Origin of the sequence: Niallia sp. FSL W8-0951 (assembly GCF_038006525.1) — a bacterium.
GTDB lineage: Bacteria > Bacillota > Bacilli > Bacillales > Cytobacillaceae > Niallia > Niallia circulans.
Window position 1 is genome coordinate 463,233 of record NZ_JBBOVK010000001.1, and the last position, 23,833, is coordinate 487,065.

General features: G+C 35.3%; 22 protein-coding genes and 1 riboswitch. Of the genes, 18 read left to right on the top strand and 4 right to left on the bottom strand.

What is annotated here, in order from left to right:
• Window positions 1-3 precede the first annotated feature (3 nt).
• Complete coding sequence (locus NSS71_RS02035) at window positions 4-1,707, bottom strand: sensor histidine kinase (protein ID WP_047941566.1); 1,704 nt, start codon at window positions 1,705-1,707, stop codon at window positions 4-6.
• Between the two features lie 236 nt (window positions 1,708-1,943).
• On the opposite strand from NSS71_RS02035, the gene NSS71_RS02040 reads away from it, so the two are divergent.
• From NSS71_RS02040 to NSS71_RS02065, 6 genes are all read left to right on the top strand, one after another.
• On the top strand, window positions 1,944-2,906 hold the full coding sequence (locus NSS71_RS02040) for an ABC transporter permease (protein ID WP_217275619.1): 963 nt from the start codon (window positions 1,944-1,946) through the stop codon (window positions 2,904-2,906).
• A 17-nt stretch (window positions 2,907-2,923) separates the two neighbouring features.
• Window positions 2,924-3,844, top strand: coding sequence for a carbohydrate ABC transporter permease (locus tag NSS71_RS02045; protein ID WP_235850429.1), 921 nt, complete (start codon window positions 2,924-2,926; stop codon window positions 3,842-3,844).
• 17 nt (window positions 3,845-3,861) lie between these two features.
• On the top strand, window positions 3,862-5,403 hold the full coding sequence (locus NSS71_RS02050; RefSeq protein ID WP_047941567.1) for an extracellular solute-binding protein: 1,542 nt from the start codon (window positions 3,862-3,864) through the stop codon (window positions 5,401-5,403).
• Between the two features lie 104 nt (window positions 5,404-5,507).
• Window positions 5,508-6,146, top strand: a complete 639-nt coding sequence (locus tag NSS71_RS02055; protein ID WP_061799610.1) for a YesL family protein — start codon at window positions 5,508-5,510, stop codon at window positions 6,144-6,146.
• 1 nt (window position 6,147) lies between these two features.
• Window positions 6,148-7,206, top strand: a complete 1,059-nt coding sequence (locus tag NSS71_RS02060) for a Gfo/Idh/MocA family protein (protein ID WP_047941569.1) — start codon at window positions 6,148-6,150, stop codon at window positions 7,204-7,206.
• 110 nt (window positions 7,207-7,316) lie between these two features.
• Window positions 7,317-8,834, top strand: coding sequence for a glycine betaine uptake BCCT transporter (locus tag NSS71_RS02065; protein WP_047941570.1), 1,518 nt, complete (start codon window positions 7,317-7,319; stop codon window positions 8,832-8,834).
• A gap of 19 nt (window positions 8,835-8,853) precedes the next feature.
• Here the strand turns inward: NSS71_RS02065 and NSS71_RS02070 are convergent, their stop codons facing one another.
• Window positions 8,854-9,246, bottom strand: coding sequence for an SET domain-containing protein (locus NSS71_RS02070; protein ID WP_047941571.1), 393 nt, complete (start codon window positions 9,244-9,246; stop codon window positions 8,854-8,856).
• 305 nt (window positions 9,247-9,551) lie between these two features.
• On the opposite strand from NSS71_RS02070, the gene truA reads away from it, so the two are divergent.
• The 4 genes from truA (at window position 9,552) to NSS71_RS02090 (ending at window position 14,167) form a co-directional block, all read left to right on the top strand.
• The gene (gene truA / locus NSS71_RS02075) at window positions 9,552-10,289 is read left to right on the top strand and encodes a tRNA pseudouridine(38-40) synthase TruA (protein ID WP_061799606.1); all 738 of its coding nucleotides are present in this window, start codon (window positions 9,552-9,554) and stop codon (window positions 10,287-10,289) included.
• Window positions 10,290-10,603: 314 nt separating this feature from the next.
• Window positions 10,604-12,055, top strand: a complete 1,452-nt coding sequence (locus tag NSS71_RS02080; RefSeq protein WP_061799600.1) for a nicotinate phosphoribosyltransferase — start codon at window positions 10,604-10,606, stop codon at window positions 12,053-12,055.
• 15 nt (window positions 12,056-12,070) lie between these two features.
• Entirely contained in the window at window positions 12,071-12,685 is a 615-nt protein-coding gene (nadD, locus tag NSS71_RS02085; protein ID WP_061799595.1) for a nicotinate-nucleotide adenylyltransferase, read from the top strand.
• A 92-nt stretch (window positions 12,686-12,777) separates the two neighbouring features.
• Window positions 12,778-12,857: riboswitch (ZMP/ZTP riboswitch) on the top strand.
• Window positions 12,858-12,967: 110 nt separating this feature from the next.
• Window positions 12,968-14,167: a phosphoglycerate dehydrogenase gene (locus NSS71_RS02090; protein ID WP_047941575.1), complete on the top strand. Its 1,200-nt coding sequence runs from the start codon at window positions 12,968-12,970 to the stop codon at window positions 14,165-14,167.
• Window positions 14,168-14,362: 195 nt separating this feature from the next.
• Here NSS71_RS02090 and NSS71_RS02095 read toward each other — a convergent pair whose 3' ends face one another.
• On the bottom strand, window positions 14,363-15,319 hold the full coding sequence (locus NSS71_RS02095; RefSeq protein ID WP_061799589.1) for a ribose-phosphate diphosphokinase: 957 nt from the start codon (window positions 15,317-15,319) through the stop codon (window positions 14,363-14,365).
• Window positions 15,320-15,673: 354 nt separating this feature from the next.
• Here NSS71_RS02095 and NSS71_RS02100 point away from each other — a divergent pair, with 354 nt between their 5' ends.
• The 6 genes from NSS71_RS02100 to NSS71_RS02125 all read left to right on the top strand — a co-directional run bounded on the left by NSS71_RS02100 (window position 15,674) and on the right by NSS71_RS02125 (window position 20,850).
• Window positions 15,674-17,026 carry an amino acid permease gene (locus NSS71_RS02100; protein ID WP_341151267.1) on the top strand — a complete coding sequence of 451 codons (1,353 nt, stop codon included), beginning with the start codon at window positions 15,674-15,676 and terminating at the stop codon, window positions 17,024-17,026.
• A 158-nt stretch (window positions 17,027-17,184) separates the two neighbouring features.
• Complete coding sequence (locus NSS71_RS02105; protein ID WP_336044771.1) at window positions 17,185-18,162, top strand: ABC transporter ATP-binding protein; 978 nt, start codon at window positions 17,185-17,187, stop codon at window positions 18,160-18,162.
• Entirely contained in the window at window positions 18,159-18,971 is an 813-nt protein-coding gene (locus NSS71_RS02110; protein ID WP_235844513.1) for an ABC transporter permease, read from the top strand. The genes NSS71_RS02105 and NSS71_RS02110 overlap by 4 nt, the downstream gene beginning before the upstream one ends.
• A gap of 5 nt (window positions 18,972-18,976) precedes the next feature.
• Complete coding sequence (locus tag NSS71_RS02115) at window positions 18,977-19,759, top strand: ABC transporter permease (protein ID WP_047941579.1); 783 nt, start codon at window positions 18,977-18,979, stop codon at window positions 19,757-19,759.
• Window positions 19,760-19,844: 85 nt separating this feature from the next.
• Window positions 19,845-20,003 (top strand): YozQ family protein, encoded by a 159-nt coding sequence (locus NSS71_RS02120; RefSeq protein ID WP_082138285.1) that lies wholly within the window; start codon window positions 19,845-19,847, stop codon window positions 20,001-20,003.
• 139 nt (window positions 20,004-20,142) lie between these two features.
• On the top strand, window positions 20,143-20,850 hold the full coding sequence (locus NSS71_RS02125) for a polysaccharide deacetylase family protein (RefSeq protein WP_047941580.1): 708 nt from the start codon (window positions 20,143-20,145) through the stop codon (window positions 20,848-20,850).
• A 69-nt stretch (window positions 20,851-20,919) separates the two neighbouring features.
• Here the strand turns inward: NSS71_RS02125 and NSS71_RS02130 are convergent, their stop codons facing one another.
• On the bottom strand, window positions 20,920-21,948 hold the full coding sequence (locus tag NSS71_RS02130; RefSeq protein ID WP_341151268.1) for a DUF3231 family protein: 1,029 nt from the start codon (window positions 21,946-21,948) through the stop codon (window positions 20,920-20,922).
• A gap of 182 nt (window positions 21,949-22,130) precedes the next feature.
• Here NSS71_RS02130 and NSS71_RS02135 point away from each other — a divergent pair, with 182 nt between their 5' ends.
• Together NSS71_RS02135 and NSS71_RS02140 are read left to right on the top strand one after the other, a co-directional pair.
• A complete protein-coding gene (locus NSS71_RS02135) occupies window positions 22,131-22,814 on the top strand; it encodes a response regulator transcription factor (RefSeq protein WP_061799584.1) in 684 nt (227 codons plus the stop codon).
• Between the two features lie 2 nt (window positions 22,815-22,816).
• A complete protein-coding gene (locus NSS71_RS02140) occupies window positions 22,817-23,821 on the top strand; it encodes a sensor histidine kinase (protein ID WP_061799581.1) in 1,005 nt (334 codons plus the stop codon).
• Window positions 23,822-23,833: the final 12 nt, after the last annotated feature.

A 23,833-nucleotide genomic window follows, 5' to 3' on the forward strand; every position in this document is an offset into this window, starting at 1 on the left:
TGTTTATTCCTCCATTAATTGAGTTGGGATAACTAATTGAACAATCGTTCCACTTTCGATTCCGTTTGAAAAGGAAATGGAAAAACTATTCCCATAAAGCATTTGAAGCCTTTGAATGACATTGTTTATTCCAATTTGCCTGCCATTAATTTCTGAAATGGGCAGTTGGTTTTCGAGTTTATCTAGTATATCTGATGGATAGCCAGGGCCATTATCTTTTATCGTAATATTCATTTTTTGTTCAGCTTTCAAAGTGGATATGTTTAGAGAAATAATAAGTGTATCCTCGTCGTTTATAGCTGAATGTCCGTGTTTGATGCTATTTTCAATAAAAGTTTGCAGAATCAATGGCGGGATTTGTACTTCCCCCACGTCTAAAGCAAAGGATGTTTCAAATTGGAAAGTCGGTCCGTGTAATAATTGTTGAATAGCAAGATAATCGTGGATATGATCCAGTTCCCTTTTTAATGAAACAAAATGGAGATTTGTTTGAAAAAGATAGCGAAAGTAACGGGATGTAGCAATGGACATTTTTTTGATTTCTGCAAACATCTGCATTTCCGCCATACTGTGAATACTTGATAAACAATTAATATAAAAATGTGGCTTAATCTGTAATCGCAAAAAATCCATCTCTATTTTTTTCTTTTCAAGCTCTTGTTCATAAATATTAATTTTTAACTTTTTTATTTCTTGAATAAGGTTTTTAAATTGGGTGTTAGCTTGCTCCAGCTCCACGATACTGCTACTTTCAAAATCAATCATATTGGTACTATTGTTTAGTTCAGATAGATTTTTAGAGAATTTTTGAATAGGGAAGATTAACCGATTTTTAATATAAACCAAAATGAAAAATAAGATAATGCTAATAACAATGGTAGCTAAAATTAAGATGAATTGTGTAATAACAACATGTTTAAATGCTCCAAAATGATCTACGTTTATTTGTAGACTAAATGGCAATAAAGTTTGTTTTTCTTGAAACCGTAACTTACTTGTAAAAAAGTCATAGGATGCTGCGTCGTTTGCTGTTGACTGATTGGTGGTTAAAATTGTTCTTCTCTCTTGCTTCATTACGATGGAGCCATTTCTCCCTAAATTAAAGTTTTCTAGAGGCTTTAATAGGTCTTCAGCAGAAACTAGGCAAACAAAAATCCGATTTTCATAGCTTAATAGATGATAAAAATAAAAGGCGCCGTTTATTTTTATTGCTTTCCAAGTGCTAAAGTTTTCATATGTATGCAGAGAGTCATTTTTAGAGAAAAAGTAATTCTTTATTTGTAAATAATCTTGATAAGGCAGTTTAATTGGTGATGCATTGGTAAAAAAGGATTCTCTTTTTAGACCGAGAAAGAACTGAAACTCTTTACCTGTCGAGTATTGAAAGTCAATTATACGCGTTCGAAAATTAGTTAAGTCTCGGGGGAATTCGTCCATCTTCATGTTTTCTTCCATTTCTTCAATTAATGGCTCGTGCACGACCGTCCAAATCATAAAGTGGTCAACTGCTTTTAAGTTGGTACGCACATTCTCCATATAAAGATTGACCGTATTGGTAATCGTCTCAATGCTTTGTTTTCGTGTAATGGAGATGGTTAACATGCTAATAAACATGTTGATTAGTAAGATAATGACCATAATGATTAACAGTACTTTTAAATAGTAATTGATCGATCGGGATGGGTTTTTATCAATAGAACGGACCATTTACTCATCTCCCATGCTTATTATCATTATATTAATTTGTCAAACTATTTCTAGCAGTATTCCGTCAGAAAAATATAAAAAAGACAGAAAAATAACGGAATACTGCTATTTCTTCGTGTAATTAGAAAGGAATGATAAAATCTATCCTGTTTAGTATTATTTCAGGTCGGTATAGCTCTATTTTTATTGAATGCGCTTTCATATAATGATTATATCAAACAAAGGAGGTGGAAGAGTTGAAAAGTACGATAGCTACGGAAAAAAACACGCAAGTAACACCAAATATTCCAAACAAAATAAGACACATAAAGCAAATCAAAAAAAGTCTGCCCTTATATGTGTTGCTTCTGCCTACTCTCATTCTATTAATTTGTTTTACGTATATTCCGATGTATGGAATTATCATGGCATTTAAGGATTATTCTCCCGCTCTTGGAATTTGGAATAGTCCTTGGGTTGGAATGAAGCATTTTATCCAGTACTTTCATTCCTACCAATTTGGTTTAACGGTGAAAAACACCTTATATATTAGTTTATATAGTCTGTTAGTTGGGTTTCCTCTGCCGATAGCTTTAGCCATCCTCTGTAACCAAATGCGTATTGGCATGTTTAAAAAGGTTTTTCAAGTTACAACGTACTTGCCGCATTTTATTTCTACAATGGTAATGTGCGGGATGATATTAATTTTTTTATCACCGAGTACTGGGCTTATCGCAAATGTTCTATCTTTATTTGGGATGGAAATGCCGAACCTGTTATCAAAGCCGGCACTATTTAGCAGTGTATATGTGTGGAGTGATGTATGGCAGCATTTAGGCTGGGATAGTATTATTTTTTTGGCTGCCTTGTCAGCAATTGACCCAACTTATTATGAAGCTGCAACAATGGACGGCGCAAGCAGAATTCAAAAAATTATTCATATCGATTTACCGCTTATTATGCCTACGGCTATGATTCTATTAATTTTGCGTGCCGGCAGTCTTTTGAGTGTTGGCTTCGAAAAAGTATTATTATTACAAAATCCATTAAATTTAACGGGCAGTGAGGTTATCTCCACCTATGTATATAAAGTGGGGATGCAGAACTTCCAGTATAGTCTTTCCACAGCAATTGGGCTATTTAATACGGTAGTTAATGTAATCATATTACTTTTTGTCAATTGGCTTTCAAAGAAGCTTACGAAAACAAGTTTATTGTAGGAGGGGGGGCATTAGAATTGGAAGGAACACTTATTCAAAAATTCAATAAAAAGTTAAAAAGGAAAAAAAGGTGGAATGATCGCTTATTTGACATAGCTGTTTACACAATTGCTATTTTAATGATTTCAATGATTGTATATCCTCTCTGGTTTATTATTATTGCTTCATTTAGTAATCCAACAGATGTAACCAATGGGAATGTATGGTTTTGGCCAAAAGAGTGGCGCTTGGATGGCTATATTGAATTATTTAAGCAGGAGATTATTTGGAGATCGTATGTCAATACGATTATTTATACAGCAGCAGGGACGATTATTGCCATAATTGTTAATATTCCTGCCGGATATGCTTTATCAAGGTCTGACTTATTCGGGAAAAAGTGGCTTTCTATTTTTATCCTAATTCCTATGTTCGTCAGCGGGGGCTTGGTACCAACCTATTTAGTCGTAAAAGGCTTTGGATTACTTGATACCTTTTGGGTAATGGTATTGCCTTTTGCAGTGTCTTCCTTTCATATTATTATCGCTCGAACATTCTTCAAAAATAGTATCCCTGATACATTGTGGGAAGCCGCTCAAATTGATGGCTGCGGAACCATACGCTACTTTCTAACGATTGTGCTGCCATTATCAAAAGCCATTTTAGCTGTAATTGGATTGTGGACGGCTGTTGGTATTTGGAATTCATGGTTTAATGCATTAATTTATATTTCGAACGAAGACTTACAGCCACTCCAATTAGTGTTGAGAAGAATCTTAATTTCCAATGAATCCTTACTTGGTACTGCATCTGGTGAACTCGCATCGGAATTGAGAAGATTATCTGAAATGATGAAATATGCAGCGATTGTTGTATCAACTGCACCAATTATGTGCTTATATCCATTTTTACAGAAATATTTTAATCAAGGTGTCATGGTTGGTTCCATTAAAGAATAAGAGAGGGGAAGGAAAAGATGTTAGAGAGAAGCTGGAAAGGGTTATTGAGTGTCGTTTTAGCAAGTAGCTTAATAGTTGGCTGCAGTAATGCTAATACGAACCCAACAGAAAAGGAAGATGGAGAATACCGAATTGCAACCGTCCGCTGGTCAGACTGGGGAGATGATTTTCTAAAAGGCTTTGTAGAAGAGACGGAAAAAGAAGCAGGAATTAATGTCGATTGGGATATTTACTTGAATTCAGAATGGGGGGATAAGAAATCAGTTTTAATGGCAGGTGGAGATTTACCAGATGCATTTTGGGGATCACTTGCTTTAAGTGATGGAGATATTGCCCAAAATCAAAGTCTCTTTATTCCCCTAGAGGATCTCATTGCCGAAAATATGCCGAATTTAATGGCAGCATTTGACAAAGAGCCGTCTCTGCGAGCTTTAGTTACTTCTCCAGATGGTCATATTTATAGCTTGCCTAAGAAATTGCCTTTAAGACCATTGACAGGAAATCAGTTGTTTATTAATCAAAAATGGTTAGACAATTTGGGCTTGGAAATGCCAGATACGTATGAAGATTTCTATCATGTTCTTCAAGCATTTAAGGAAAAGGATGCCAATGGAAATGGCGACTTAAATGATGAAATTCCATATGGGGGGAATATTTATGGCTTTATATTACCGTTTGGTGTAACAAAGGGTAATGATAAAGCCGGCTTAATGACGCTAAAAGATGGAAAGCCTTCTTACATTCCAACACAAGAAGAATATAAAGAAGGGATTGCATGGATGCATCAAGCATACAAGGATGGCTTAATCGATCAGGAACTGTTTACACAAGATGATTCAATGGCAGAAGCAAAGCGTAAAGATGAAAACGATGCATTAGTAGGTGTTGCCTTCGGCTGGACTCCAGATGCTGTATTTGGTCCAAATGCCGAAGAATATGTACCATTAGCTCCACTAAAAGGTCCGGATGGAGAAAGATATGTCATTTCTGATACAGAAACATATTCGAGAAATGAACTACTAATTACTACCCAAGCTAAGGACCCGGCGAAATTGCTGCAATGGGCGGATAAGTTTTATACAGAGGATGCAAGCATTCAAACTTTTTATGGTTCCTTTGGAATTGGGGTAGAGAAGAAGGATGATGGATCATATCAAGTACTGGATGCACCAGAAGGCGAATCTGCAGATATTTTTGCCTGGACAAATTCATTCCGTGATTTTGGTCCAAAGTACATTGAGGACGGTTTTAATGAAAAGGTAACATTGCCTACAGACAGTGGGGATGGATTGAAGTTAGAATTGGACAAAAAAATAAGTGAATATGCAAGAGAGCAATTTCCAACAGTAAGTTTTACGGCAGAAGAAATGCAGCGTTTAAACACATTAAATGTAGATTTAACTTCCTATGTAAATTCCATGCAATCAAAATGGGTTGTAGAAGGTGGCATAGAAAAAGAGTGGGATGACTATATAAGTCAATTAAAGAAAATGGGCTACGATGAATTTATGGAAATTCAAAACAATGCGTTTAACCGCTATCAAGAATCATTAAAATAGTTCAAAAATATAACAGTCAGAGAATTGATATATTCTGGCTGTTACTTCTATATGGAGACTAGGTAACTTTTATAGGACTAATTCGGAAAAGGAAGGTGAATGAAATGAGTTCCCTTTTTCAAATAGATGGTCTGATTGGCAGAAAATTAGCGAGAATGGTGGATATATTTTTATTAAATTTAATTTTTATTCTTTTTTCTCTCCCTGTTGTGACAATAGGTGCTTCACTGACAGCTTTATATACAGTCAGTTTTAAAATAATAAATGGGGAAGATCCATCTGTCTGGCGAAGTTATATCAAAGCGTTTAAAAAGAATCTAAAACAAAGTTCTTTCGTTTGGTTTCTTTTAATAGGGATTGCTGTCATACTGTTTGGCGATATTTATTATCTTGTATACACAAGTGGTATTTGGAAAATCATTTTTATGAGTCTCACTCTTTTCTTTGGTTTTCTCTACAGTACATTAATCTTATATATTTTCCCCTACTTATCTAGATTTGAGGATTCAATAAAAACAGGTATGGTGAATTCTTTATTAATGGGAGGATTTCACTTTCCCTTCCTCGTCCTGTTATTAATCATTAATTATTTACCTATAATCTTCATTATTTCGTCTTTTACTGGCTTTATGACAGGTATCTATTTCTTTACATTCGGGGGATTTTCCATTTTTGCTTTGCTGAACACAATTATATTGAAGAGAATTTTTTCAAAATATGAAAATAAAAAAGGAGAGAAGTAGAATGGAAGTAATACGAATAGGAATAATTGGCGTTGGCGGAATGGCTCAGTCTCATATCAAAGGACTGCAAAATGTTGGAACATTTAAAATAGAGGCAATCTGTGATTCGAATCGTGTAAGACTAAAAAAAGTCGGCGAGCAATTAGCTATTAAAACAGAAAATCAATATCAAGATTTCCGTGAGCTAATTGATTCTCAAAAAATAGATGCAGTTGTTTCTGTCACCCCTAATAATGTTCACGCACCTATTTTAGAATATTGTATGGAACGGAAGATGCCTATTTTAACAGAAAAACCATTTACTTTGGATTATGAGGAAGCACAGCAGCTTGCAGAAAAATATAAAAAACAACCTATTCCCTGTATGGTAGGATTTAGTTATCGATACACTCCTGCATTTCGCTTTGTAAAAGTATTGCTGGAAAAAGGGGAAATCGGTCAAATAAGAAATTTTTCTATTCAGTATCTGCAAGGTTGGGGAGCTCCATCGTATCAAACTCCTTATATGTGGCGCTTTAATCCTGCCATTACAGGAACAGGCGTATTAGGAGATTTAGGTTCCCATATGATTGATATGGCACATTATCTATTTGGACCATTCCAAGAGGTATCGGCAATATTGGAAAGTTTTATTACCAAAAGAAAATTAGAGCATTCGAATGAATCGAAAGAATTCGCTATTGATGATTTTGCAAGCTTTCAGGCCCGGATGGAAAACGGCATTATTGGTACATTTCAAACAACTAGAAATGCGATTGGATCAGGAAATCAGCATGAGATAGCGATTTTTGGAGATAAAGGAACGCTTCATGCAAGTACAAAGGAAGAAGATATCGTTTATTTAATTCAAGTTAATGAGGAAACGGGTGAACTTGTGGAGAAAAAAATGCATGTTCCCAAATCGGTCTATTTGACAGAATGGGAAGATTTCTCCAAAATGCTAAATGGGGAGGTAAGATTAGGTTTCCCAGATTTTATGACGGGAGTAATGAATCAACAAGTATTAGAAGCAATTAGGGAGTCCAGTAGAGTTCCTGGAAAAAGAATAGCACCTCTCTAAGAAGCTGAAAGGGATAGTGTTTGTTTAATTCTCCTAATAAAGGATAATAATAACCTAGGCAGCAATTCTACATAGATTAGTATTCGATTATTAGAAGGAGAATTTATTATATGAAGTTTAAAAATCATCTTGTCTTTAATGTTTCTGTAATTATTTTATTAGTGATTGTATTAATAGGAGTATTTGCACCAGAATCGCTTGAACAAACCTCAGCTAATGCACAATCTTTCATTACAGATTCTTTTGGCTGGTATTATTTAATTGTCGTTACGTTTTTCGTGATAATATGTTTATACTTATTAATAAGTCCGGTAGGAAGAATTAAATTAGGAAAACCTGAGGATAAGCCAGAATTTTCTCGAATAGTATGGTTAGCAATGCTTTTTAGCGCGGGAATGGGAATCGGACTTGTGTTTTACGGGACTGCGGAACCACTTAGTCATTATGCAATTAGTTCACCTACAAATGAGATTGGAACAGAACAAGGCATGAAAGATGCTATGAGATTTACCTATTTTCATTGGGGAATTCATGCATGGGCAGTGTATGGAATTGTGGCATTAAGCCTTGCTTATACTACCTTTCGCAAGGGAGGAAAGACGTTAATTAGTTCGACCTTAAAACCATTACTAGGTAATTCTATGGATGGAAGATTAGGAAGAATCATTGATATTATCGCTGTGTTTGCGACAGTTACTGGAATAGCAACAACACTAGGATTCGGTGCGGTACAAATTAATGGAGGGCTTTCTTTTCTTTATGGGGTTCCTTCTAGTTTTTTAACTCAATTTATTATTATTGTAATAGTTACCATCTTATTTTTACTCTCTGCTGTTTCAGGTTTAGGGAAAGGCATTAAGATTCTTAGCAATATGAATATGATACTAGCATTTGTCTTATTTTTATTTGTATTTATTTTGGGGAATACAGTCTTTATCCTCAATTTATTTACAGATACAGTGGGGACGTATCTACAGAATATAGTGCGCATGAGCTTCCGGATTTCCCCTTTAAATGGTGAAAATCGTCAATGGATAAATACTTGGACCATTTTTTACTGGGCTTGGTGGATTGCATGGTCACCGTTTGTTGGAATTTTTATTGCTAGAATTTCCAAAGGAAGAACAATCCGTGAATTTGTTACGTTTGTCTTATTTATCCCCTCCATAATTGGGTTTTTATGGTTTACAGTATTTGGGGGTAATGCGATGTTTATCGAGCATAAGGGATTAGGTTCTATTTCCACCTTCGCAACGGAAGAAACATTATTTGCTCTTTTAGAACATTTTCCTCTTAGTGCGGTATTATCTATTTTAGCAATTGTATTAATTGGTGTTTTCTTTATTACCTCAGCGGATTCAGGTACTTTCGTTTTAGGTATGCTTTCTGCCAATGGTACACAAAATCCGAGCAATAGAATTAAAGTAATTTGGGGACTCTTACTTACCTCTATTTCGCTTGTCTTACTTTATTCAGGGGGATTAGATGGTTTACAAAATATGATGATTATAGCCGCTCTCCCTTTTTCCGTTATTATGATCTTAATGACGGTAAGTTTATTAAAGGAGGTCCATTTGGAAAAAGCGGAATACGAATCAAAATGGAAAAAGAAAAAAGGCTCGATGTGATATCGAGTCTTTTTTCTTTTTAATCTTCATTCTCTTTGTCTTTATTAAACCATAACGGCTCATAATCATCGACTTCGCCATTATAATTGATTAATATTTCTTCACCAGCTTTTATATCCTTATAAGCATAATAGTCAAATGTATGCTTATCAAAATTAATCTCATATGTTGCATTTGGTTCATAGGAATGGTTAAAGAGCATGCCGTATCCAAGAACAACAGCACTGTGGTTAATCCCATATTCATAAACATAATCTTCTAGCACGGTTCTTTCGATATATTTATGCTGCTCATTAGGATATGGAACAACGGGAGCTTCATGGAATAAAGTACCTTTTTTGATATCACATGTAGCAAATACGCCTCTATTGAATTCTCCATCACTTAAGGGAGATGTTTTAATTTCAATCATCATTGATCACCTACAACTCTTTCTAAAGTATACTGCTATATCATACTCTAACATTGTTTCTATTATTTAGGAAATAAATAAAATAATTTTTTATAAAAAAGAAATAATTCTTGTAATAAACTGAGTTTTTAGCTAATGAAGGTTTGAGGATTCATAGTGTATAATGAGATAATATTCATTAAGGAGTATGTTTTCTTAAAGGAATTCAGTTAGTAAGATGATTACGTGTTAATAAAGCGGTAAACAAGGGCGTTTATACATTGTTTATAATAAAGAAAATAAAGAGGGAAAGAACAGGAGAAAAAATGAAAAATTATAAAATGCTTATTCAATATGATGGTGGACGTTACAAAGGATGGCAGCGTCTGGGAAATGGAGACCAATCTATTCAAGGGAAAATTGAAAATGTCTTAACAGAAATGGCAGGAGAAAAGATTGAAATTATTGGCTGCAGCCGAACAGATGCAGGGGTACATGCCTTATCTCAAGTTGCCAATTTTAAAATGAAGAAAGAGATGACGGAAAAAGAAGTAATGAATTATTTAAACCATTACTTGCCAAATGATATTAGTATATCAAAAGTACAGATTGTACCTGATCGCTTTCATGCGAGATATAATGCGAAGGATAAAACATATTTATATAAAATATGGAATAAATCGTATACCCATCCATTTATGCGTAAATATAGCATGCATGTAGAGAAACGATTAAATCTAAAGAAAATGGAACAAGCAGCTGCCTATTTTGTGGGGAAACATGATTTTACAGCTTTCTCCAATGCTAAATCAAAGAAAAAGTCTATGGTGAAAGAAGTATACTTTGTTGATATAAAAGAAGTTGACGGATTTATAGAAATTCGCGTGAGCGGCGATGGCTTCCTTTATAATATGGTCAGAAAAATGGTTGGTACATTGATTGAAGTTGGCTTAGGAAATATTGAAGCTGATGCTATTCCAGCAATTATGGAAACAAAGGATCGCAGCCTAACAGGCATGATGGCAGAAGCGAATGGGTTATTTTTAGAAAAAGTAAAGTTTTAATAGAAGTGAAGGCGAGCAAGTGGTTATTTTGAACTGCTTGCTTTTTTGTATCCTTTTAATGGTTAGGGAACAATAGTGAGGGACAGAGTGATTGAATTGCATCTAAACTTTAACAGCAAAAGATATACAAAGAAATTCATTATATTACTTTTAAAAATAAATTTTATACTATATATCTGAAAAGCTTTGCTAAAAAAAGAATGATTTGACGAATAAAAGGATAATTATATAAGATACAAAGATTTGTCACATCCTTTTGGTAATAAATAATTTTTGAATGCAGAAGTGAATTTATTTGGAGGAGGAAATTTTAGATGAAATATGCTGATGACAGTCTTATGCTTCATACCGATCTCTACCAAATTAATATGATGGAGACTTATTGGAGAGATGGAATACATGAACGAAAAGCTGTATTTGAACTTTATTTTCGCAAGCTGCCATTTGGTAATGGCTTTGCCGTTTTTGCTGGTTTAGAACGGATTTTATCTTATATAAAAAATTGCCGATTTACGGATAGTGATATTGATTATTTAAGAAGTGGAGTTGGCTATAAAGAGGACTTTTTAGATTATCTAAAAAATGTTACTTTTTCAGGAGACATTTATTGCATGGAAGAAGGAGAGCTAGTATTTGCTAATGAACCTATTCTACGTGTGGAAGCTCCACTTGCAGAAGCACAATTAGTGGAGACAGCATTATTAAATATTGTTAATTATCAAACACTTATTGCCACTAAAGCTGCGAGAATGAAACAGGTTATTGGCAGTCAAACGGCGATGGAGTTTGGAACAAGAAGAGCGCAGGAAATGGATGCGGCGATTTGGGGAACAAGGGCTGCCTATATCGGGGGATTTTCCGCCACTAGTAATGTAAGGGCTGGTAAGATTTTTGGCATACCTGTATCTGGTACACATGCACATGCATTAGTTCAAGCTTATCAAGATGAATATGAAGCTTTTAAGAAATATGCGGAGGCGCATACAGACTGCGTTTTTTTAGTGGATACATATGATACACTTCGTTCTGGTGTACCCAATGCCATAAAGGTAGCAAAGGAATTTGGTGACAAAATTAATTTTAAAGGAATTCGCTTAGACAGTGGAGATTTAGCCTATCTTTCTAAGAAAGCAAGAGCAATGCTTGATGAAGCCGGGTTCTACGATGCGAAAATTATCGCATCGAATGATTTAGATGAGTATACAATTATGAATTTACAGGCAGAAGGAGCAAAGATTGATATTTGGGGAATTGGCACAAAGCTGATAACAGCGTTCGATCAGGCAGCATTAGGAGCTGTGTATAAATTAGTAAGCATTGAAAATGAATCAGGTGAAATGAGAGATACAATAAAATTATCTGGAAATCCGGAAAAGATATCCACACCAGGGCAGAAAAGGGTATATCGAATTATTAATAAGGAAAATGGTCATGCAGAAGGTGATTACATTACCCTCGCAACTGAAGCTATCACACAAGAACCTTTAAAAATGTTTCATCCTGTTCATCCTTATTTGAATAAGGTGGTAACAAACTACCAGGCAATTGAACTACATCATCCGGTTATAAAGAATGGACAAATTCAAATAACTCCACCACTATTAACGGATATTCAAAAAAAGGTCGAGGAAAATCTAGAGTTGTTATGGAATGAATATAAAAGAACGCTCAATCCGGAAGAGTATCCAGTTGATTTAAGTAAGGCTTGCTGGGAAAACAAGCGCAATTATATCGAGAAAATGAAGGGGAAGACGAACCGAATTTAAAAGGGAGGAAAATATGTGAGAAAAATAGGGGTTTATGGATCATCCTTTGATCCTATTACAAATGTTCATCTTTGGACAGCTAGCACAGTTGCTCATCGATGTAAGTTAGATAAAGTTATCTTTCTTCCTTCTTCGAGCAAAAGAAGAGATAAAACAATGGAAACAGCTGATGAACATCGCATAGAGATGGTCAATATGGCAATAGCTGACAATGATAAATTTGCAGTCGATGACTATGAAATGAAGCAAGATGGCTGGGAAATCTATACGTATCACACAATGAATTATTTTAAAAAATTATTTCCAGAAGACGAAGTATATTTCATTATGGGAGCCGATTTACTTGTTGATATTGGACAAGGCAAATGGACCAAAGGGGAAGAATTGGTAGCGGAAAATCGATTTATTGTTATGGCCCGAAATGGAGTTGATATGCTTTCCACGATCAGCCGCTCACCACTTCTCCGCAATCATGATGATGGGAAGACCTTTCACTTGTTAGATAAGGGACTGTCCATGGAAATAAGCTCTACGTATATACGGGAAGAGTTTTCAATGGGGGGAGAACCAAGGTATCTTTTGCCAGAAAAGTGCTATCAATATATAAAGAAAAATAAGTTATATCAGTAAACCGTTCTAAAAAAAGCATAGAAAAGAACAAAATTAATAATAAATTAGTAATTGATGAATACTGAATAGTCTGATAGAATGGAGGCAATCTAAAGGCTATGTGTAACTGGCGAAATACGGATAACCGTAGGGGAGCACATAGTGTCGTATGCCGTTCGCCTGGGCAGAGGTAAGGGAATGAACTCCTTGCCTTTTTCTTTTTTTACTATTTCCGTTAAAAAAGGGAAGCAGTATGTTCCAAGCTTACAAAGAATATAATTGATGAAAAAGGGAGCAATGGAGATGAGCACTACGACTGTTAAAGAAGTAAAAACAATTAAGACGTTAAATAATATTGCAGCAAGTGGACTAAATGTATTTAAAAAAGGGAATTTTACAATGGATGATACGAGTGCCAATCCTGATGCGATTCTTTTGCGCAGCTTTAATATGCATGGGTTGGAATTGGGAGATAATTTAAAGGCAATAGCACGTGCAGGAGCAGGAGTCAATAATATACCGGTTGAACAATGTACAGCAAAAGGAATTGTTGTATTTAATACACCTGGTGCGAATGCAAATGCCGTAAAAGAGATGGTGCTCATGTCATTAATGGCTTCTTCCCGAAATTTATTTGAAGGAGTATCATGGGCCAAAACACTTGTTTCGGAAGGTGATCAAATTCCAAAACTTGTGGAAACAGGTAAAAAACAATTTGTTGGACATGAAATTAAAGGAAAAACATTAGGTGTAATTGGTTTAGGTGCAATTGGTGCTCTGGTAGCAAACGATGCTCTTGCCCTTGATATGGATGTTATTGGGTATGATCCATTTCTTTCTGTCGATACTGCTTGGAATTTATCACGTAATGTTAAGCGAGCAATGACATTAGATCAATTATTTGCAGAGTCTGACTATATTACGGTTCATGTTCCATTAACGGAAGACACGAAGGGAATGTTTAATAAAAAGGCTTTTGCCTTAATGAAACCTGGTACGCAAATTCTGAATTTTTCTCGTGGAGAGCTAGTAAATGAAATAGACATGGCTGTTGCATTGGAAGATGGGAAGATAGGACGATATATAACAGATTTCCCAAATGAACATGTTCTCCAAATGAAAAATACGATTGCGATTCCACACCTTGGTGCATCTACAGGAGAATCAGAAGAAAATTGTGCGGTAATGGCAGCGCGTCAGGTAAAGGATTTCTTGGAAACTGGAAATGTGAAAAACGCTGTGAACTTTCCGAATGCATCTATTCCCTATACGGGAAAACGTCGGGTGACGGCATTCCATTTAAATGTTCCTAATATGGTTGGTCAAATGACACAAGTAATTTCTACCTATCAGTTAAATATTGCCGATATGATAAATAGAAGCCGTGGCGAATATGCTTACACGATGATAGATATTGATAACCAAGTAGCGGATGAGATTGTTCCTCTTTTATCTAAGCAATTAAAGGAAATCGATGGAATTGTAATGCTGAGAGTAATCTAATTCGCGAAATAGTAAATAGACACTTACACTTATAGGCTCTCAGGCAAAATAGATTTTTGCTGGAGTCTATTTGTACCTAGTTGGATTATGCCAGCGATGGAGTACGAGACAATGGAAAATTATCTATTTTATTAAATCAACATTTTTTTAACAAAAAGGGCTGTCCAACAGGACAACCCTTTTGCTTAAAGCAGTTTATTTAAATAACACACTTACTGACTTATGTTCATAAACGCGGCTGATGGCATCACTTAGTAATTCAGCAATAGATAACTGTGTAATCTTGCCGATTCTTTTTTCTTCTGTAAGTGGAATGCTGTTTGTTACAATCAATTCCTTAATTTGTGATTCTTGTATCATATCAATAGCGGGTTCAGATAAAACGGGATGAATACAACATGCGTATATTTCTTCAGCGCCATTATCAAGTAAGGCTTTCGCAGCAGTAGTTATCCGATAAGAAGTATCCACTATATCGTCTATAATAATTGCCGTTTTTCCTTCGATATTACCAACAACGTTTACTTCGCGGGGACCGAAATCTTTTGGACCTCGTTTATCGATAATAGCGATAGGTGCTTTTAAGCGGTCTGCGAGCTCACGTGCCCGGGTTACGCTGCCGTGGTCTGGGGCTACTACAACAACATCATGTGTAAAGTCTTTCGTATTTAAATAATCAGCAAGAAGCGGGATACCTACTAATTGATCAACTGGGATATTAAAGAAGCCTTGTGTTTGTGGAGCGTGTAGATCTAAAGTTATCACACGGTCTGCACCAGATTTTTGAATTAAATTGGCAACTAATTTAGCTGTAATGGGCTCTCTTGGTTGGGCTTTTCTATCTTGGCGTGCGTATCCATAATAAGGGATAACGACATTAATAGTGTTAACAGAAGCTCGTTTTAATGCATCTATCATAATAAGCAATTCCATAATACTTTGATTTACAGGATCGCATGTAGATTGAATAACAAATACTTCGCAGCCGCGGACACTTTCTTCAATATTGATTTGAATTTCACCATCACTGAATTTTTTGACTGTACACTTTCCTAATTCGGTACCGAGATGATTTACGATTTCTTGAGCTAGTTCTGGCGACGAATTGAGTGCGAAAACTTTTAATTTGGTTCCTTGATATGAATTGGGCATGAATGCTTCCTCCTATAATTTGAACATTCGTAGTGATGATTCATTTTCCTAAAGATACTTCTAACAAATATTGTAGGACACTGATATTTGCATTGCAACCTAATAATAGATTTTTTTCTTCCTGATGTATCTTTCTTCTTGTATGAGGGAGCAATGGAATTGTCTTAGTAATTTATAGCCTTATAATCTGCTTTTACAAACCTAAAATGAAAGATGTTTTTTTAAAAGAAACTTTTGCTATTTGATCATGCAGAGATTCGTGTATCTTGTCTTAGAATGTGCTAAACTATAATTCGTTAATTCTTATTACATAAAAAAATTTAAATAGTAGAACTGAAAAGAGAGTGATAAAACATGCAGCAAGAAACATTGTCTAGAGGGTTGAAAAACAGACATGTTCAATTAATTGCAATTGGAGGAGCAATAGGAACAGGGCTTTTTCTAGGGGCTGGTAAATCCATCCACTTAGCAGGTCCGTCTATTTTATTTGCCTACATCATAACTGGTATCATTTGTTTTTTGATTATGCGAGCACTAGGAGAGTTGCTTCTTTCTAATCTGGAATATCATTCCTTCGTTGATTTTGTAAATGATTATTTTGGCAATAAAGCTGCCTTCGTAACAGGCTGGACGTACTGGTTCTGTTGGATTTCGATTGCAATGGCAGATTTAACTGCTATCGGCATGTATACAAAGCTATGGTTTCCACATGTACCTCAATGGTTACCAGGGTTTATCGCTTTAATTGTCTTACTTATTATGAACTTAGCTACTGTAAAGCTTTTTGGAGAGATGGAATTTTGGTTTGCTTTAGTTAAAGTTATTGCCATTATTGCATTAATCATTATTGGCTTTATTATGATAGTAAAAGGCTTTTCAACAGATGCTGGTCCTTCAAGCTTTACCAATCTGTGGAATCATGGCGGCATGTTTCCTAATGGAATGAACGGGTTTATTCTTTCATTTCAAATGGTTGTTTTTGCGTTTGTAGGAATTGAATTAGTAGGGCTTACAGCTGGGGAAACAGAGAATCCTGAAAAGGTTCTTCCAAAGGCAATTAATAATATACCGATAAGAATTTTAATTTTTTATGTGGGGGCATTGCTTATTATTATGAGTATTTACCCTTGGAATGCCATTAATCCTGCTGAAAGTCCTTTTGTTCAAGTATTTTTGGCCGTTGGGATTACAGCAGCGGCAGGGATTGTGAACTTTGTTGTATTAACTTCCGCAGCATCAGCCTGTAACAGTGCGATCTTTAGCACAAGCAGAATGATGTTTGCGTTGGCAAAGGAAAAGAATGCACCAGAATCCCTTGCTAAATTAACAAAAAATCAAGTGCCATCAAATGCACTATTCTTTTCTGTGATTGTTGTGTTAATTGCGGTTATTTTAAATTACATCATGCCAGAAGGCGTATTTACGTTAATCACAAGCATATCGACCGTTTGCTTTATCTTTATTTGGGCAATTACTGTTCTTTGTCATTTAAAGTATCGTAAATCACGCCCAGCACTAGCGGCAAAAAATAAATTTAAAATGCCACTTTTTCCATTTGCAAATTATCTTATTCTTCTTTTTCTAGCGTTCGTCCTTGTTGTATTAGCGCTTGCTGAAGATACAAGAGTTGCATTATTTGTTACACCAGTCTGGTTTATCTTATTATTGGTGATTTATCAAATTAAGTGGAAACAATCTGTAAGTTGATAGATTTCTTTTATAAATGGAGCCTGAAATTGATTTGAATATCGATTTCAGGCTTTGTTTTATTAGTAGCGGAAGATTTGAAAAAATCAAAAAATATATTGACAAAATCTTCAATAAAATGCTATTATATTCTTCTTTTGAAAAGGAGGGAGAACGCAATGATTAAAGTTCAAGGAATTAATAAGTCCTTTAAGGTGGCAAAGAGGGCAGCAGGTCTACGAGAAGGACTGAAAGCTCTTGTTTCAAGGGAGCATACAATTGTCCATGCATTAAAGGATATAAGTTTTACGATAAATCCTGGAGAAATGGTGGGATATATCGGTCCAAATGGAGCAGGGAAATCAACGACGATCAAAGTAATGAGTGGTATTCTGGTACCAGACAGCGGCGTTTGTGAAATTATGGGTTATACCCCTTGGCAGGATCGTGTAGAATATGTGAAAAATATTGGCGTTGTTTTTGGGCAGCGATCCCAGCTATGGTGGGACGTTCCAGTAATCGATTCATTTGCCCTTTTAAAAGATATATATCATGTACCAGACAAGGGCTATAAGGACACACTGTCGTTATTAATGGACACACTCGAGTTAAAAGATATCCTGCATTCACCAGTAAGACAGCTCAGCTTAGGACAGCGTATGCGTTGTGAAATTGCTGCTTCTCTTATCCATAATCCACAAATTCTCTTCTTAGATGAACCTACCATTGGTCTTGATGCCGTAAGCAAGATAGCAGTTAGAAATTTTATAAAAAAAATCAATAAGCAAAAGAACGTAACAGTTATTCTGACAACACATGATATGTTTGATATCGAAGCCCTATGTGACCGTGTTCTTCTAATAGGAAAAGGGAGCCTATTATATGATGGGAATTTGCAGGAATTAAGAAGCCGTTTTGGCTCCCATCGTACCATTACTGCAGACTATAAATCTAGCAATGCACCAGTCGAAATTCCTGGGGCCGATATTCTTTCTTGGACGGAGGAAAGAGCTATATTAAGTGTAGATACCTCAGAAATTTCTGTCTCGGAAGTTATTATGAAATTGTCTCATTCCCTGGATCTTGTTGACGTTTCTGTAACATCACAGCCGATTGAAGATATTATTGTACAGCTTTATAAGGAGTACGAAATATGAGGACAATTAAACCATATGTGGCTGTGTTAAGATTGCGATTATTAAATGGGATGCAATACCGGGCAGCGGCTTTAGCGGGTGTGGCTACACAGTTTTTCTGGGGATTTATTTATATTATGATTTTTCAAGCTTTTTATATGCAAACGATGGGTGAACAGCCTATTTCTTTGGAAGAATTAGTTACTTATTTATGGTTACAGCAGTCTTTTTTAGCGTTTATTATGCTATGGTTTCGTGATAATGAATTATTTGATTTAATAACGACAGGAAATATTGCTTATGAGTTATGCAGACCAATCGGAATTTATGAATATTGGTTTAGTAAGTTATTAGCGCAGCGGTTAGCAAGTGCGCTGCTAAGGTGTTTTCCAATACTATTACTGGCATTTCTCCTTCCGCCAGCTTATCGGCTAATGCTGCCGCCAGATCTAAAAACATTTTTATTATTTTGTATTTCCCTCTTATTAGGATTGTTCGTATTAGTGTCTATTTCTATGTTTATTTATATTTCCGTTTTTATAACGCTTTCGCCAATGGGATCTCTGTTAGTATTTGGTGTAGTAGGGGAGTTCTTTGCTGGGATGGTAATACCTATTCCGCTTATGCCAGAGTGGCTTCAGCAAATTGTTTACCTTCTACCATTCCGATTAACGGCAGATTTTCCGTTTCGAGTCTATTCTGGCAACATTCCGAATACTGAAGCAGTTGAAGGAATCATAATTCAATTAATATGGCTGGCAGCACTTGTGTTTCTTGGGAAAATGGCATTACATAAAGCGATGAAAAAAGTCATTGTACAAGGAGGGTAAATAGTATGCGCCTTTATTTTCAATACCTTCTGCTCTTATTTAAATCACAAATGCAGTATCGAACGTCTTTCTGGCTATTGTCATTAGGGCAGTTTCTTGTGCCCTTTTCTGCCTTTGCTGGATTATATTTTTTATTTGAAAGGTTTGGTCAAATTAAAGGCTGGGATTTTTATGAGGTGGGTCTTTGTTTTGCTGTCATTCATATGGCTTTTGCATTAAGTGAATGCTTCGCAAGAGGATTTGATAATTTCTCCAGCCTTGTTGCCAGCGGTGATTTTGATAGATTGCTTGTTCGACCAAGGACGACTTTTATTCAAGTGTTAGGTTCGAAATTTGAATTTACAAGAGTGGGAAGGTTATTACAGAGTGTTATGGTTCTAGGGTGGGCATTATTTAATCTAGCAATTGATTGGAACATAATGAAGTGCATCACGCTGTTGTTAATGATTTTAAGCGGTGTTTTTATTTTTACAGGAATTTTTATTTTGGCAGCGACTCTTAGCTTTTGGACCATTCAAGGATTAGAGATTGCTAATATTTTTACCGACGGCGGTAGAGAAATGGCTCAATATCCATTAAATATTTATCAAAAATGGGTGACGCGTTTTTTTACTTTTGTTATTCCTTTTGGTACTGTCAATTATTTGCCTTTGCTTTACCTTCTTGGTAAGGGCGGCGAAGCGGAATGGTTATATATGCTAACCCCGCTTGCAGGGATTTTATTTATCCTTCCTTGTATTCTTGTGTGGATAGTTGGTGTGCGTCACTATCGGTCAACTGGTTCTTAAAATGGGATGTTTCTTAAACTTGTAATGGTGGTATAAATCTAGTAGATAAATATATGCATCATGAAATATTGGGAGGCGTTTTACAATGAATAAAGATTCAAACACAAACCCTGCAGGCAAAACTCATCAGCCTGACGAGAAGAAACAAAAGGATGAAGCTTCAAAAGGATTGAAAGAAACGCATGATCAAGCAAATGATAGTTTAACAGAGGGAACCATTGATAAGAAAAAAGACAAAGAATAACCATTTTTAAGCGTCAAAAAGATGGAGAAAACGAGGAATCGTTTTCTCCATCTTTTTTCATGTCACTAAATAATAGATAAGGGAGCAAAAAGAGGATATAATTATATCCGCAAAAGTAAAGGAAAGAAAGGCTGATGGAATGAAAAAAAGATGGAGGATATTAATTGGCTTTTTGGTTTTATTGTTTATCCTATTTGGTGCCTATCAATTAATGAACGCTCGATCTTTTCAATTATTCGGTGGATTAACAGATCATGTGAAGACAAAGAAAAAAGTAGTTGCCTTAACATTCGATGATGGACCTACCAAAAATGTAGATGATATTCTGTCCTTACTAGATGCTTACGATGCAAAAGCAACTTTTTTTCTAATTGGAAATGAAATAGAAAAAAATCCTCTTTTGGCAGAGAAAATTGCGGAAAAAGGACATCAACTTGGAAATCATACATACTCTCATGAGCGTATGATATTTAAGTCGCAAGCTTTTATAAGGAATGAAGTAGAAAAAACAAATCAATTAATTGAAAAAGCTGGTTATACAGGTGAAATAGATTTCAGACCGCCAAATGGAAAGAAGCTAGTTGGGCTTCCTTATTTCTTGAAACAAGCAGAAATAGATACGATTCTATGGAACATGGAGCCTGATACGTATTATCAGACGGCAGAAGACAAGATAAACTATGTGAAAGAGTCAGTAAAGCCAGGTTCCATTATTTTGATGCACCCAATGTATGATAAGACAGGGCAAGAACAAAAAGCGTTAAAAGGAATTTTAAGTACACTAACAGAAGCTGGGTATACATTTGTTACGGTTAATGAGCTTCAAGAGATGGCAGATAGCAATTAATTGTTAAATAGGCAATAGAAAAAGGTATGTGGATTTTAGCCAGATACCTTTTTTTATGAATGAAATACCTTAGCTTTCACGTTTCACTGCAAAAGGTGGTTGCTCCATCCAGCCATTTTTAATCATAATTTTAGCAGCATCTTCTGTAAATAAACCTATCTGTGTTAATGCTCTTGTATACATAAAGGCAATATCATGCCGACCATTTACAGCTATTGAGTTACCAAAGGATCTAATTTTCATCGAAAACATATCCATTTTATGAAATAACATTATTTTATCCGAAAAAGGAGAAACAGTTGATGTTGTAATTAAGTGATCAAGAAACGATGGTGTTGGTAAATGATCATTATGTAGTTTTTCCATATACTGTTCAACATGCTTATCGGTAAAGTTCTTTCCTCTAATAAAGAGTTCCCGAATCTCTTCTTGTTGGACAACTTGACTAAATGCCATAATCAATGCTTTACTCGCTACATTGTTCTCGATATTATCGTAAAGATGTGCTATTTCTAATGCATGTAATGATCTTACATGTCCAAAATAACCATTTAAAAAATCCTTTTGAACAAACATTTGACTTTCAGGAATGGGAATAATAGGCGGTTTACGGGTAAAGCCCTTTTTCATTAATATTTCCTTAATTTGCTCTATTAAACGTACGGTAGAACTCATACAATATTGGAAAAATTCTTTTACATCCTTTCGAAAAACAAGGGGAATAGCTACGTTATAAATGCTTATTCCAGCCTTAGCGGCATACTTAAGATAATGAACATAGTATTCATCTTCAAACAAACGAGGTGCTTGAAGGTTTACATCTTCTTCTAGGGAAAAACCTTTTGGCAATGGAAAATTCTCCTTTGAAAGTATTTCTGCTGATATAGATAAAAATTCTGTGCTCAATTTTAAGGCATTTTTCAATAGCTTTTTAATATCAGAATCCTCGACATGCTGAAGGAAATAATGGAGAAAACATTTTGACATGCTGTTGCCCATATACGTTGTCCAAAGTTTACCTAATTCTGCTGATGTTAGCTTTTCACTTAGGTCAGTTTGTTTTAAATCTATATTCAATGGTTTTGGTTTCGCGTCCATCTCAAAAAACTCCTTTAGTTGGTTTTGTTTTAGTATTCACAGACATATTTAATCGTATGCTAAATTTACCTATTAATATTGAATCAATTTTTAGCTTTTTCCTTTTTATAAGGGAAGACCTTTCACTCTATGTACCAATCGTTTAGAATAATTACAGAAAAGAAAAATTATGGGAGTAGAAAATGAAAATACTAATAGTTGAAGATGATAAAACAATTGCTTCTGGTTTAGATTACAGTTTACAAAGTGAAAATTATGACACAATTATTTGTCATGATGCCAAAGGCGCGAGAAAAACGATAGCGGCAGAGCTTAACCATATTGATCTATGTTTATTTGACTTGTCTCTGCCAGATGGTTCTGGTTATGAATTATGTGAGCTTGTGAAAAGTAAATCAGATAAGCCCGTTATCTTTTTAACGGCATTAGATGATGAAGTTAATGTAGTAATGGGCCTTGATATGGGGGCAGATGACTATATTACTAAACCGTTTCGCCTGAGAGAGCTTCTTTCAAGAATAAAATCCGTATTGCGCCGCTACAATGTACAGCAACAAAATACTCCTTTCATCGAAATAGACGATATTCGTATTAATACATTGGAAGGAAAGATCTATAAAAAGGCTGAAGAAGTGGTAGTCACGGCCCTGGAATACCGGTTATTTCTGATATTCGCCAATAATTTAGGCCAAGTTTTAACAAGGACACAGCTATTGGAGCGAATCTGGGATGTTGCAGGGGATTTTGTTAATGACAATACCTTAACAGTTTACATTAAAAGGCTCCGCGAGAAATTAGAAGATAATCCCCAAAAGCCAACCATTATAAAAACTGTCCGTGGTCTTGGCTATAAGGTAGGTGACTAGTAATGCTTCGTAATCGTGAAGTGAAAGTAATGATGATCGTTTTAGTATGCATAAGTATCTTAGCGATTATATATGCACTGATCTCCTTTTCTTTCGCTGCAGCCGTTTATTTGTTTATTGTTATCAGCATTATTTTTATTATCTTTTTTTTATTTACAAGATTCCGTTATAAGGAAATAAAACAGCTTTCGAGCTACTTACAGCGAATAAGTAATGGAGATGAAAGTCTGGACATCCGCGATAATGTTGAAGGTGAATTAAGTATCTTAAAAAATAATATCTATAAAGTTACCTTAATGCTTTCAGAACATAGCACACTTCTTCGACAGGAAAAATTGAAACTGACAGATGCAATTTCTGATATCTCTCATCAATTGAAAACACCGCTGACTTCCATGGTGGTAATGACTGATTTGTTAAGCAATCCCCATCTGGAAGAATCAAGAAGGCGTGAGTTTACGAATAATATCTCGATACAGCTGGAAAGAATGGAGTGGTTAGTTTCTTCTTTACTGAAATTATCGAAAATGGATGCTGGGACGATTCCTTTTAAAAAGGAAAAAGTAGTTGTGAAAGCACTAATTCATAAGGCAGTTGAACCAGTATTAATTCCGATGGATATAAGAGAACAGACTTTGCAGATTACTGGAGATGATAGTGTTACATACATAGGTGATTTTAACTGGACAGTAGAAGCAATAATAAATATCTTAAAAAATTGTGTAGAGCATACCGGAGAAGGTGGACAAATACACATTAACTTCGCGGAAAATGTCTTGTTTACAGAAATGGTTATTCAAGATAACGGCAAGGGCATCGCTAAAAAAGATTTACCTTACATTTTCAAACGATTTTATAAAGGGGAAAATGCTAGTGAAGACAGCATCGGCATCGGCTTAGCAATGGCCTATAGTATTATAAAAAGCCAGCATGGGGATATTGAAGTAAGAAGTAAGATAGGAGAAGGAACTACTTTTCATATTAAATTCTATAAACAAGTGATTTAGTGAAATTGAGTT